The sequence below is a fragment of the Plectonema cf. radiosum LEGE 06105 genome (assembly GCF_015207665.1).
In the GTDB taxonomy this organism is placed as follows: domain Bacteria; phylum Cyanobacteriota; class Cyanobacteriia; order Cyanobacteriales; family Nostocaceae; genus Rivularia; species Rivularia radiosa_A.
Map to the genome: position 1 here is coordinate 103,176 of NZ_JADEWL010000007.1, position 13,053 is coordinate 116,228.

The window sequence follows — 13,053 nt, forward strand, 5'->3', positions numbered from 1 at the left end:
GCTAAAATCAAAGATAAATATAAATACACACAGATTCTAGAAGCATTAAAGCTGACAATTGTAAACAAATATGGACGTTTTAGAACTAAAACGGGAAATCGAAACGTTATCTAATCGCCTGGGTAAAACTCAGGACTATCTTTGACTTACCTGCACTCAAAGCTAAAATTCAAGATTTAGAAGAAATTGCAGCACAACCCGAATTTTGGGATGACCAAAATAAGGCTCAAGATACCCTGCAAGAACTCAATGAACTTAAAGAACATCTACAACAGTATCATGATTGGCACTCTAGTTTAGAGGATACAAGGGCAGTTGTTGAACTCTTAGAATCCGATACTGATGAGTCGCTGTTGAGCGAAGCTACATATAACGTTACTAGTCTTAAAAAAGAACTTGACCAATGGGAGTTACAGCAGTTACTTTCTGGTCCCTACGATGCTAAAGGGGCTTTAGTGACCATTACAGCAGGTGCGGGGGGTACTGATGCTCAAGATTGGGCGGAGATGCTGCTACGAATGTATACTCGTTGGGCAGAAAATCATGGCTATAAAGTTAACTTAACCGACGAATCTGCCGGTGATGAAGCTGGGATAAAATCGGCGACATTAGAAGTTACCGGACGTTATGCTTACGGGTATTTGCGTTCCGAAATGGGTACCCATCGCTTGGTAAGGATTTCCCCTTTCAACGCTAATGGTAAGCGACAAACTAGTTTCGCAGGCATAGAAGTCATGCCTCAGATAGATGACAATGTAGTGTTAGATATTCCCGATAAGGATTTAGAAATTACTACATCTAGGGCAGGCGGTAAAGGCGGACAAAACGTCAACAAAGTAGAAACCGCAGTACGAATTGTTCACCTGCCTACTGGACTTGCCGTGCGATGTACGGAAGAACGATCGCAATTGCAAAACAAAGAAAAAGCCCTGGCTCGTCTCAAAGGAAAGTTGTTAGTTGTTGCTCAAGAACAACACGCTCAAGAAATCGCGGAAATTCGCGGCGATATGGTTGAAGCCTCTTGGGGAAATCAAATACGTAACTATGTATTCCATCCTTATCAAATGGTCAAGGATTTACGTACTAACGTTGAAACAACAGCGATCGCCGATGTGATGAATGGGGAATTAGATTCGTTCATCCAAACTTATCTACGACAGCAAAACCAAATTGTCGAAAATGGGTAATGGGTAATGGGTAATTGGTAATTGGTAATGTAAGATAATTAGGGAGATTTTCGGTTTTCACTACAATATTTGTATAACTCAAAACTCAAAACTCCTAACTCCTAACCCCTAACCCCTAACTCGCGTCGTCCGGTGGTCTTAACTGATACCTACTTCGCTTTGCTGAAAAAAACGCTGTGTAGCGCTCCATTTGTCAGCAATTTGTTAGATTGGTAGAAGAGTTTGTTATTGTGATTAAATTTTTATGAATACTATGAACAATTCTTCTAGTAATGAAGATAAACCCAGCTATACAAAGTTGGCAATGCGGAATATGGTTCAAAAGGGTGGCACCTCGTTAAAGCATTTTGCACTTACTACTTTTGGACTGTTGGCTGTTTTGATTGGTCTTGCTTATCTAACTCGTTAATAAAAGGAGATTGAGTGGATAAACGGCTTTCCGTTCAAGTGTATGTGCAAAATTATTATGAACAATCTTCTCTAAAGGAAGGTGTAGGAAATGGGGATGAATATTGGGAAAATTGGTTTTGTCAATGGGTGAATATACTACAATCTGATATTCCTCAAGCCCCTAGTTATGAAATTGGACTACGTTTGACGGATGATTCAGAAATTCAAACCCTAAATTCTCAGTATCGCGATCAAGATAAACCTACAGATGTTTTGGCTTTTGCAGCTTTGGAAGTAGATTCCCCAGACATTACGGAAACAGATGACTCTGAACCCTTATATCTTGGCGATATTATCGTTTCTGTGGATACAGCCCAAAAACAAGCAATACAGCAAGGTCATTCTTTGAAAACTGAATTAGCTTGGTTAACATCTCATGGTTTGTTACATCTGATGGGATGGGATCATCCTGATGAAGAAAGTTTGCAAAGAATGATGGAAAAGCAAGTAATGTTACTGAAGACATTAGGTATTGATATTAACATAGAATAGATTCACAAAATGGTTATTTCCATGCCATGCTTTAATTGTGCTTTTACTTTTAGTATATTCCTGTAGAAAATTGTCAAAATATTAATTAGCCTTTTAAAATTCGAGAAAAATTTCATCCTAATATTACATTATTCATATCTTTATGCCTATGTCCCAGCAAATTTCATCTTCACCAAAACCAAACAGTTTAGAAACAGTTGTGTCTAAACAAAGAGAATTATCTTGGTCTGTTGCCTCCAACCTGTTCGTTAGTTTTAAATATGCCTGGGCTGGAATTACCTACGCTTTTCAAACTCAACGTAATTTTCGCATCCACTTATCTGTCTGCGCTCTGGCAATTGGCTTGAGCGTTTTTTTGCATCTGAAAGCCGTAGAAGTTGCGGTAATTGCAGTTACTAGCGGCTTAGTTTTAGCTTTAGAATTGCTCAATACCGCTGTTGAGTCTGTTGTTGATTTGACAGTTGAGCAAAAATATCACGAATTAGCGAAAATTGCCAAAGACTGTGCGGCTGGTGCGGTGCTAGTTTCAGCATTGGTGGCGGTATTAGTAGCTGCTATGCTTATATTGCCTCCTTTGCTCGAATTGATTCTATTGTCTACTTCTATAAACCTGAAATAGCAATAGCCAAAACAATCGAACAAATTAGGCATAGCCAGATAAAACTGAGGATTTGAATCGCTGTGCTAATAGTCATAGATAATTACGACAGCTTTACCTATAATTTGGTGCAGTATTTGGGAGAGTTAGCTGTAGATTTTCCTGTCGCAGACCAAATTCAGGTGTTTCGTAATGATAAGATATCTTTGGATGAAATTCGGGCGTTGCAGCCCGATGGTATAGTTATTTCTCCGGGTCCGGGAAGACCGGAAGATGCCGGAATTTCTTTACAATTAATTGAAGAATTAGCACCTAATTACCCAATTTTGGGCGTATGTTTAGGACATCAAAGTATAGGTCAAGTATTTGGCGGTAAAATTGTTTCTGCCCCAGAGTTAATGCATGGAAAAACTTCTCAAGTTTCTCATCGGGGGGTAGGAGTTTTTCGGGGATTAGATAATCCCATGACCGCAACCAGGTATCATAGTTTAGTAATAGAGCGAGATACGATTCCGGATGTATTAGAAATCACCGCCTGGGTTGAAGATGGGACAATTATGGGAGTGCAACACAGGAACTTTCCTCACGTACAAGGTGTCCAATTTCATCCAGAGAGTATCCTGACTAATTCGGGAAAGCAATTGCTGCGAAACTTTCTAGAAAAATTACCTTTGAGAGAGTAAATGAAACGACGACAGTTGATTGGCTACGCTGGAGCGGGGTTAGCAGGTGCGTTGTTTGCTAACTTGAGTTCTGGATTGCGGGTTAATGCCCAATCTGGTGGTTCGCTATCAATTCAGTGGTTGGGTCATACAAGCTTTTTGTTTTCGGGTAACGGTACGAAAATTTTAGTAAATCCTTTTCGTACTGTAGGCTGTACTGCTGGCTATCGTCCACCCAATATTGCGGCAGATTTGGTACTAATTAGCAGTCAGCTGTTGGATGAAGGTGCGGTGGAAGGCTTACCTGGAAAACCGAAGTTAATGTATCAGCCGGGGGTTTACGAGCTTAATGAAATTAAATTCCAAGGGATTGCGATCGATCACGATCGCGTTGGCGGAAAACGCTTTGGCATAAATACGGCTTGGCAATGGAATCAAGCAGGAATTAATATTTTGCATTTAGGAGGTGCTGCTGCACCTATTTCTTTAGAGCAAAAAATCCTCATGGGCCGTCCTGATGTGCTTTTAGTACCTGTTGGTGGTAGCGATAAAGCTTATAATGCCCAAGAAGCCAGACAAGCAATTCAAGTTCTCAATCCCAAGTTAATAATTCCTACTCATTATCGTACCCAAGCTGCCGATCAAAATAATTGTGATATTGCACCATTAGATGATTTTCTTACGGTAATGAACGGTATGGAGGTACGTCGTAGTAATAGCGATACGATTAGTATGACTCCTAGGGACATACCACAAAATAGTGCAATTCAGGTATTTAGCTACAAATTTTAACACAAATTTCTAGATTGATCATTTTTGTGAAGCAGGCTTTCGGGTCTGCTTTTTAATTGTCACCATCTATAAATCGATTCCCGCTAATTAAATCATCATCCTGATTGTAGAACCATTCTGGGTTTTATTGACCTCAATACGTGCGGCGAAGGCTTCTTTTAAATGGGGCATATGAGTTACGGTGAGGATGCAGGCAAAATCGGGGGCGATCGCGTTGATTGCTGCAATTAATCTGTCGCACCCTTCACTATCTTGGGTACCAAATCCTTCATCAACTATCAGTAATTGTAAGGCTGCTCCTGCTCGCTGTGCTAGTAATTTAGCTAATGCTAAACGGATTGCAAAGTTGATTCTAAAAGCTTCTCCACCTGAATAAGTTTCGTATGCTCGCGTACCTCTAGCATCGGCAATTACAATATCTAAGGTGTCGATTAATTTGGCATTTTTCTTCTTAGCTTTACTACCTTTACCCGCTCTTTGGGTAACAAATTGTACGTGTAATTGGTTAGCACTCAATCGGGAAAGTAGTTTATTGGTCTCGGCTTCTAGCTGCGGTAAAACATTTTCAATCATCAGTGCTTGGATGCCATTTTTACCAAACGCCTGCGCTAATTCCTGATAAACCCGCTGTTGAGCGCGGACTACTTTTAGCTGCTGTTGCTGTTCGGTGTACTGAACTTTGAGATTGTCCAAATACTGAGACTGCTGCTGTAAACGTCCCAAATGTCCGATTTGATCATCGAGTTGACGACGACGCTTAGCTAATTGCTGCTCTAAATTTTGAATTTGGGTAGTAGGGTTAGCAGTTTGTTCTAATTGTGCCACAATGCTGTCAATTTGAGCAGCCAACTTTTGTTTTTCGCTCAACCTGGCTTTGATGGCTTCCTCTAAAGATTGCGATCGCTGTTTGATTTCGGGATATTGCTGCTGAGCGTTGAGCAGTTGTTGATAGCGTAAATGGGAAGACTGGGCTTGTCTTAAATCTATGCGGATTTGGTGATGACGTTGGTTGTCATAACCCATTTGAACCATTTTATCTTCTAAATCCTTGATTTCTCTAGCAATTTCGGAATCAACTTGTTCTATCTGAATTTGATTTTCTAATTTACCGATTAATTCCTGAATTTGCGGTTTTCTGGCTGCTAATTGGGCTTGTCGCTTGCGTGCATCTTTAATTTGTCCTTGTTTAATTTCTGCCCATCGCCATTTTTCAACTGCACTACGAGCCAGAGCATGATTCTGTTCGTTGTAATCGAGTTGTTGCAAATACTCTTCTAATTCCTGCAATTCGCGTTGCTTTTGGGGTGCATAATCACCTAAATGTAAAGTTCTTTCTAATCTTTGTTTCTCATCAGTAATTTGCTGTATCTGCTGGTCAATTTCGCTGGTTGCTTGCAATTGGGCGGCTAATTCACCCTTTTGTTCGCGCAAAGCTTCATAAGGTGACAATTTACTGCTTACATTGCGATATTCCTGTCTGAGAACCTGAATTTCTCGTTCTGACACTGCCATTTGGTCACGAAATACCCATAATTGCCCTTGTGTATCTTTGAATTCAACCTTGGTTTTATCTACAACTCGATTCCAATGATGCTCGTCTAAAGGACGCTCACATAAAGGACAAATAGCATCGGGGTTTTGTAACATTTGCAACTTTTGCTCCAATTCCCCCAAAAGCCTTTCATATTGGCGCTGTTGAGCCTGCAACCGCTCCATAAAATGCCGTCTTTCCTGTCCTTTTTCTTGTACTCTTTGCAGATAAATCTTATCTTTATCTAACTGTTCAATTTTCGTCTCTACTTCCATTACCGCTTGTTGAAGTTGCGGTTGACGACGAGATTGATTTTGTAATTGTATAAAGGTAGCTTGCAATTGTTCAATTCTGGCTGTTATCCCCGCTTGGGTACGATGTAGTTCTGTTTGCAATTGTTGACGCTGCTGCAACAAAGGAGAAACCTGCATTTGCAGATTATCTAAATTACTTAAATCTTGACGTGCTGTTTTTAATTTTTCTAGTGCTACTTCTACATCACCCGTATTCTTAAGAGTATGATCAATCTCTTGCTCTTGCTGCTCCAAGGCTTCTAATTGTCCTTGACTTTGTTGCAACTGTCGCTCAATTCCTTGAATATGCTTGCTCAACTGCTGTTGTTTGTGCTGACGCAATTGTTGAAGCTGAGTATATTCAGCAAACAAAGCGCTCATAGCTTCTTCTTGAGATTGCAGAGTTTGGTAATTTGCGTATTCGGCTTTAATCTCTGTTTCTTGATTTAACAATCGTTCTAATGACTCAAGTTGAATTTTCAAACTTGATTGTTCGCTTTCCAGACGCTTGTTATCTTGAGTGAGATTACTATATTGTTGCCGAACAAAATGTAGTTGTTCTTCCCAACCTTTGCGCTGGTGTTCAACAACTTGCAAACTTTGTAACTGAATATGATCTAAAGCCTGTACTTTTTGCAGTTCGTTGAGTTCGATTTCTAACTCAGTTCTTTGTTGAGCAATACTTTCTTGTTGTTGCAGTTGAGTTTTGTGTGATTCCAAATTGCGCTCAAATTCTTCTCCCCGTGCTTTTAATTGACGAGATAATTCCTTTGCTCTTTCTTCTAATTCATCATACTGATTTAACTTTAATAATTCAGCTAAAATCTCCTTACGCTCGTTCGGACGTTTAAGCATAAACTCGTCAGCACGACCTTGACGTAGGTAAGCAGAATTTATAAAAGTATCATAATCGAGCTTAATATGATTAAAAATTGTATCTTGAGTCGCCCTTAAACCCTTAGCAGTTAAAGACTTAAAACCTTCGGTTGTTTCAATTTGAAACTCCAAAGCACTACTCGAACCCCGACGACGAGTGCGAATTACCCGATAAATTTGTCCGTTAGCTGCAAAAGTAAAATCAACTCGAACATCTGACGCTCTAGTATGAATCACATCATCTTCTGAAGTTGCTCTACTTTCACCCCAAACTACCCAAGTGATAGCTTCTAAAAGCGAAGATTTACCAGCGCCATTAGAACCACAAATACAAGCTGTATGCAATCCGCTAAAATCCAAACTTGCATCTTGATAACTAAGAAAGTTTTGTAATGTAATTTGTACTGGAATCATTTAGGCTACTTGCCACAGCTACTTTTTATTAATAGCAGTACATATGCTGTTTCTGTAGTTTAACTATGTAAAAATATTCTTTCTAGTTTTTAATCGTTCATTTTTACAAAACTTAACATTTCAGCAAGTTTTTTGTTTCTTATTAAGCAAATTATTTATTCTTTGTCACGGAAAAAGAATAAATTGAACAGTAAGGAGTGTTAAAAGTAAAAATTTGTTTCTCAGGACTACATCGGAATCAAATTTGATTTTGATTGGGAGTCTTAGGAGCTAGGCAACGGGGGACAGAAAATTATCTGGGGTGTAATTAAGTATAATTAAGTAAAATTAGTCTGTGTCTTTCTGAGGAAATTGAATTTTATTACCTTGTTCAGTAGAAATAACTTTTCCACCTAAAGCTTCAATTTCACGGATAGCTCTTTCTTGAGTTTTTTGATCAACTCCATTACTTAAAACCATAGCCCAAGCAGAAATTTGAGCGTATTTGCTGTCTCGATTGGTTTTGAGAAATTCTGCGGTTTGTGCGGAAATCGATCCAACGAACTGACTTTCTTGATCTGAATGTTCTTTAGCCCATTGAGAAGCATTTTTAAAAGATTTTCTTGCTGCTTGAGAATCACCTAAAAATAGTAACTCATCAACTCCTTTGTAACGCCATATATAATAAGAATTTTTAGGAACCCAGGGACTAAGGGATTTTAACCCTTGATTCATGATTTTCACGGATTTTTCTGGCATTCCAGCATACATAGAACCACTAGTAGAAAGTGCCAAATAGGCATTTACAAAGCGGGGGTCATGCTTTAAAATTACCTCGAAATATTGGGGGCTTAAACCGTAACCGGATAAGGCACGAATTTCATCATCGCCAAAATATTGTAAAAAATTAAGATAAATCCAATTTGCAATTAAGTTATCATAACCAAATGTAGGAATTTTTTGAAGAAATTTCAGACGGACTTCCTCCGCATTGATTTCTCTTTCTAAAGCTTCTACTGAGGTAGTTGCTTTGTCGGACAGCAATTTTTGCATTCGCGGAAATTGTAACAAACTAACCGCAAACAAGCATAAACAGGCTACACTTGACGAGGTAATGGCTTGGCGAGATAGAGCAAACATATTCTGGGATAACTAAAAGGTATTGCATTACTACCTCATAGTTCCCTGATAGTTTACAAAAGTAACAGATTCAAAAAAATAAGGCTCATAGATAGTAGTTTTTTGTTTTGTCTGACTAACTCAAAACTATAGAGCAATTTGAATCATTACTTTTTTGCTCGACTGGGGGACTGCGATTGTCTAGAGACGCAAAGAAACCACAACCATTGCCGCAAAATTTGACTCAAGTCGAGTCATTGGTCTCTAAAAAGCTATTATGACTACTTTAGTCATATGTAGTTTTGTGGAAAATAGACAAGTGCATCCACTCACTATCTTTCCCGGATAATCAAAACGGTGAGTAGAAACATCAACGTGTGTGGCTTTGCATGAAAATAGTCTATAAATGTCAGCACATCCTTTGCTTGGAATAACTATATTGGGACAAAATCTGAAAATTTGTAATCATGGCAAGTAAGACAATTAACGTTAGGGAATACACCGTCAGAGCGCATAAGCGCGAAATTCATACAAGAGTATTTTCGTTTGTATGTAAAGAGTGCGACAAGCCTACAGATCGGGAAACTTACGGACCTCGCCCGCTTTATTGCGAAAAGTGTCGTCCACCTCAACCGTCTTATAGGAAATCCAACTCTAGTAGGTCTAGTAAAGCTAAGCCAAGAGCAATGAAATATAAAGGAGAGGCTGAAATTAGTTGAATCAGAACGTTATGAAACCAGAGTCGCAGCCAACAATAGAAACACCCCCACAAGCTTTACTTGAATCATTATTAGGTTTAAGAGAGTATTACGCTCGCCTAGTACAAGAGTACGAGCTTAAAGTCACTACCGCTAGAGTTCAACTTGCTCATGTAGAAGCGCTGTTGTCTAGTTCTTCGGGTCTAGTTAATAGTAAACTCTTCTCCGGACTTGAGATACTTGATGTTAAAGCAATTACGCAAACATCTTCTCATCTATCCCCAGAAGCGGTGAAATCTCAGGTTAATGGTAGTGTTACTCAGGAGAAGGATTTATTTGAAGAGTATGACGAAGAGGAAGAGTCTGAACTTGAACCGGATGAAGAATCTACCTCTTTCATCTCCCTTGAAGAGCATGATAATCAAGAGAGTACCAATCAAGAAAGCCAGCCTTCTACTCTAAAAAAAGCCGCATCAGCCAAGGAAAAATACAATCCAAAAAGCGGCTCCGATATTGCAATGTTGCCCGAATTTAGGCACATTTCTCGCATAGAAGCCATTAAACAGCTTTTAGAAGAGAATAAAGGCAAAGTATGCCATATCGACTTCGTAGTGCGATCGCTTTATGGAGATTTAGAGTCAACTGCATTTAAAATCGTCAAAGGTAGAGTACATTCTTCCCTTACTCATGGAAAAGAACAAATGTACTGGGATTCCGTTCCCGACGAACCTGGTTGCTATACCTTAGATTTAAATTTGGTAATACCACCCGGTAGCAAAGCTAAATCAAAAAGAGCAAGACCTAAAGTTAGTAAGCCATTGGTACCTCAGAGAACAAAAAAAATACCAATGTTGCCTCAGTATGAAGGTCAATTTTTGATTGATGCCATTTCCTCATTTTTAGAAAAAAATGCGGGGAAAATTTATTCAGTAGGTGAAATCATTGAACAAGTTTATGGAGCGCTTGATGACGAAGAAATTAGAGACATGAAGATTAGGAGCATGGTGCTGGGCGAACTTTCCCGAGGTTATCGCATCGGCAGATTTGCTAGAGTTCCCAATAAACTCGGTTATTACACTTGGGATTTAGATGCTGTGAATAGTTAAAGCAGTATCTTTATTCATGTCTATGTAATATGTATCACTCAGCAATGCTCGTCTGGTCTATAATGACGGGCATTGATTGATTTTGAAATAGGGAGTTGACAGTTTATTGAGTGATTGGTAATAGTCGCGTTCCCTTTGACCTCTAACCTCTAACCTCTAACTTTAATAGTATGTCTGCATATCGAAATTTACTCCCCATGGACGATTATTCTATTCCCTCAGATTAATGTGATAACATTCACGAGCAATTTGCCAATCTTCTTGAGTATGTATAACTAATACCCTTACTGCGGAATCGGTTGTCGCAATGTCTTGATCGACTAGTTTATTAGTGTTTTTACTAGAATCAATTTTGATTCCTAAAAATTCAAAGGCTTCACAAGCAGCTTGGCGAATTTCGGGGGAGTTTTCGCCAACACCAGCGGTAAAGACTAAAACATCTAATCCTCCTAAACTAGCCAACATGGCTCCAATATAGGAACGTAGACGATGTACGTAAATGTCGAGAGCGAGTTGAGCGCGTTCATGACCTTGGGAAATTGCTGCTTTTATTTGCCGCATATCGCTGGAAATTCCTGAAATACCACTTAAGCCAGATGCTTTATTTAAAACATAATCTAACTGTTCAACCGTACAGTTTCCTTGTCGTAATAGGTAAATTAAAATTCCAGGGTCAATGCTACCGGAACGACTACCCATCATTAATCCATCAACAGGTGTAAATCCCATAGTTGTGTCTACACTGTAACCATTTTTAATCGCAGCTAAAGAACAGCCATTACCTAAATGACAAGTAATTATACGTAAAGAGCGTAAATCTTTATCAAGAATATCAGCAGCACGTTCCGCACAATATTGATGGCTGATACCGTGAAAGCCGTAACGAATAATATCTTGTTCAGCCCATTCATAGGGACCGGGATAAATTGCCGCTGCATCGGGTATATTACGATGAAACGCGGTATCAAAAACTGCTATTTGAGGCACTTCCCCTAAAAGATTTTCGACAGCCTCAATGCCTGCTAAATTGGCTGGATTATGTGCAGGAGCTAGTTTTGCTAGATTGGCGATCGCCTGTTTTACTTTTTCAGAAATTACCACACTTTGCCGGTATTCTCTTCCACCATGTACTACCCGATGTCCGACTAGATCAATTTCAGAAAGTTGATTGATGACTTTGGTTGAACCTGCGGACATTGTATTAAGTAAGCGAGCCATTATTTCAGATTGAGAATCTGTAGCGATTTCTTCAGTTAATTTTTCTCCAGTAGATTTCTCTACCTCAATTTCCGCAACACCTTGATTATGGCTCCAATCTACTTTTCCTTCCCACAGGGGTGCAGGTGGTGAAGAAGGAATATCGCCGTTTATGTCGTACAAGCAACTTTTTTGGGTGCTGGAACCAGCATTTAGTACAAGTATTTTCATTTTTTATCTTTATTAACAAGTGCGTGGAGTAAGAAGTCGGGTTTTTATTAGTCTTTTCGGGTGTTATGGATATTTATATCGTAAAAACTAGACTTCTGTGATTCTTCTCACTGAACACAGTCGAATTCACATTAAATAAAATAAAAGACGTTGCAATGCAACGTCTCTACATTATTTAACTAAAGAATACTAATTATATTTAAGCAACCTTAGCTTCTCCATCAAGGTTAGCTAATCTTTCAGCTAACAATTTTTCCAAGTCTTCCAACGCTTTGGTAAAACCTTTGATTCCTTCATCTAACTTATCAAAAGCCATTTTATCTTCTGCGTGCATTTTCTCAAAGGTGGCTTTGTCCATGGAAATTTTTTCAATATCCATTGCTTCCGCTTTATTAGCGTCAAGTTTACGAGGTAATTCTCCGATAGTATCTTGCAATTCAGCCAAGAATTTGGGAGAAATTGTTAACAAATCACAACCCGCAAGTTCAGTAATCTCACCTAAGTTACGGAAACTAGCTCCCATAACTTCGGTTTTATAACCAAACTTTTTGTAGTAGTTGTAAATCGTGGTGACAGATAAAACTCCTGGATCTTCCGCAGCGGGATAGCTGTCTTTTCCGGTGTCTTTCTTGTACCAATCGAGAATCCGTCCCACGAAAGGAGAAATTAAGGTTGTACCAGCTTCGGCACAAGCAATAGCTTGATGGAGACCGAATAACAATGTTAAGTTACAGTGAATACCTTCTTTCTCCAAAATTTCCGCAGCCTTGATACCTTCCCAAGTAGAAGCAATTTTAATTAAAACACGTTCGCGAGAAACTCCTTTCTCTTCGTATTGCTTAATAATTTCTCGTGCGGTGTTAACGGTAGCTTCGGTATCGTAGGAAAGACGTGCATCAACTTCTGTAGAAACTCTACCGGGAATGATTTGGAGAATCTTCAAGCCGAAAGCCACAGCCAAACGTTCAAAAGCCATTTTAACAATAGTAGCTTGGGTTGCACCAGCACCAGCATCTTTCTGTGCTTGAGCTAAAGTATCATCAACAATTCCCTGATATTCTGGCATTTGAGCCGCTGCGGTAATCAAAGACGGATTTGTAGTAGCATCTTGAGGCTTAAATTTTTCAATTTGTTGAATATCACCTGTATCAGCTACTACAACTGTCATGGAACGTAATTGTTCTAATAAATTTTTGGACATAATCTACTCCATTAAATTAAATTGATGTGTCGAGGATTGACGCTTTTGATTTAATACTGCTACTGCTTGCACAATTTAGTAATAGGTAATTAAGACATTTCCGTTACATAACACTTACCCAAAGCTACCCATAGTTGGAAATATTTACTTTGGGCTTCGTTTACTTCCTACTTCATTCTGGCAGTGTCGGCACTCACCAGTCCACAGGCTAACCTCACCTAACTGGC

The 13,053-nt window shown here is 39.1% G+C and carries 11 protein-coding genes; 7 read left to right on the forward strand and 4 right to left on the reverse strand.

Features of this window, described 5'->3' with window-relative positions:
* The first annotated feature begins 70 nt into the window (after positions 1-70).
* From prfB to IQ247_RS03755, 6 genes are all read left to right on the forward strand, one after another.
* A protein-coding gene (gene prfB, locus IQ247_RS03730) for a peptide chain release factor 2 (RefSeq protein WP_193917175.1) occupies positions 71-1,187 on the forward strand; the annotation gives its coding sequence in 2 pieces (ribosomal slippage) (positions 71-142 and positions 144-1,187; 1,116 coding nt in all).
* A gap of 244 nt (positions 1,188-1,431) precedes the next feature.
* Positions 1,432-1,596, forward strand: coding sequence for a DUF3285 domain-containing protein (locus IQ247_RS03735; RefSeq protein ID WP_228059443.1), 165 nt, complete (start codon positions 1,432-1,434; stop codon positions 1,594-1,596).
* A gap of 14 nt (positions 1,597-1,610) precedes the next feature.
* Positions 1,611-2,129, forward strand: a complete 519-nt coding sequence (gene ybeY, locus IQ247_RS03740; RefSeq protein ID WP_193917179.1) for an rRNA maturation RNase YbeY — start codon at positions 1,611-1,613, stop codon at positions 2,127-2,129.
* Between the two features lie 148 nt (positions 2,130-2,277).
* The gene (locus tag IQ247_RS03745) at positions 2,278-2,748 is read left to right on the forward strand and encodes a diacylglycerol kinase family protein (RefSeq protein ID WP_193917181.1); all 471 of its coding nucleotides are present in this window, start codon (positions 2,278-2,280) and stop codon (positions 2,746-2,748) included.
* 62 nt (positions 2,749-2,810) lie between these two features.
* Positions 2,811-3,410, forward strand: coding sequence for an anthranilate synthase component II (locus tag IQ247_RS03750; protein WP_193917183.1), 600 nt, complete (start codon positions 2,811-2,813; stop codon positions 3,408-3,410).
* Positions 3,411-4,181, forward strand: a complete 771-nt coding sequence (locus IQ247_RS03755) for an MBL fold metallo-hydrolase (RefSeq protein WP_193917185.1) — start codon at positions 3,411-3,413, stop codon at positions 4,179-4,181.
* A gap of 87 nt (positions 4,182-4,268) precedes the next feature.
* Here IQ247_RS03755 and sbcC read toward each other — a convergent pair whose 3' ends face one another.
* Positions 4,269-7,295, reverse strand: a complete 3,027-nt coding sequence (gene sbcC / locus IQ247_RS03760) for an exonuclease subunit SbcC (protein ID WP_193917187.1) — start codon at positions 7,293-7,295, stop codon at positions 4,269-4,271.
* Positions 7,296-7,622: 327 nt separating this feature from the next.
* Complete coding sequence (locus IQ247_RS03765) at positions 7,623-8,327, reverse strand: hypothetical protein (RefSeq protein WP_228059445.1); 705 nt, start codon at positions 8,325-8,327, stop codon at positions 7,623-7,625.
* 796 nt (positions 8,328-9,123) lie between these two features.
* Here IQ247_RS03765 and IQ247_RS03770 point away from each other — a divergent pair.
* On the forward strand, positions 9,124-10,197 hold the full coding sequence (locus IQ247_RS03770; protein WP_193917191.1) for a hypothetical protein: 1,074 nt from the start codon (positions 9,124-9,126) through the stop codon (positions 10,195-10,197).
* A 210-nt stretch (positions 10,198-10,407) separates the two neighbouring features.
* Here IQ247_RS03770 and IQ247_RS03775 read toward each other — a convergent pair whose 3' ends face one another.
* A complete protein-coding gene (locus IQ247_RS03775; protein WP_193917193.1) occupies positions 10,408-11,625 on the reverse strand; it encodes an acetate kinase in 1,218 nt (405 codons plus the stop codon).
* A gap of 199 nt (positions 11,626-11,824) precedes the next feature.
* A complete protein-coding gene (locus IQ247_RS03780) occupies positions 11,825-12,826 on the reverse strand; it encodes a transaldolase (RefSeq protein WP_193917195.1) in 1,002 nt (333 codons plus the stop codon).
* Positions 12,827-13,053: the final 227 nt, after the last annotated feature.

Excerpts from the sequence above, each read along its gene's own strand:
- IQ247_RS03735 (WP_228059443.1), top strand. The coding sequence starts at position 1,432 with ATGAATACTATGAACAATTCTTCTAGTAATGAAGATAAACCCAGCTAT.
- IQ247_RS03745 (WP_193917181.1), top strand. The coding sequence starts at position 2,278 with ATGTCCCAGCAAATTTCATCTTCACCAAAACCAAACAGTTTAGAAACA.
- IQ247_RS03755 (WP_193917185.1), top strand. The coding sequence starts at position 3,411 with ATGAAACGACGACAGTTGATTGGCTACGCTGGAGCGGGGTTAGCAGGT.
- sbcC (WP_193917187.1), bottom strand. The coding sequence starts at position 7,295 with ATGATTCCAGTACAAATTACATTACAAAACTTTCTTAGTTATCAAGAT.
- IQ247_RS03765 (WP_228059445.1), bottom strand. The coding sequence starts at position 8,327 with ATGCAAAAATTGCTGTCCGACAAAGCAACTACCTCAGTAGAAGCTTTA.
- IQ247_RS03770 (WP_193917191.1), top strand. The coding sequence starts at position 9,124 with ATGAAACCAGAGTCGCAGCCAACAATAGAAACACCCCCACAAGCTTTA.
- IQ247_RS03775 (WP_193917193.1), bottom strand. The coding sequence starts at position 11,625 with ATGAAAATACTTGTACTAAATGCTGGTTCCAGCACCCAAAAAAGTTGC.
- IQ247_RS03780 (WP_193917195.1), bottom strand. The coding sequence starts at position 12,826 with ATGTCCAAAAATTTATTAGAACAATTACGTTCCATGACAGTTGTAGTA.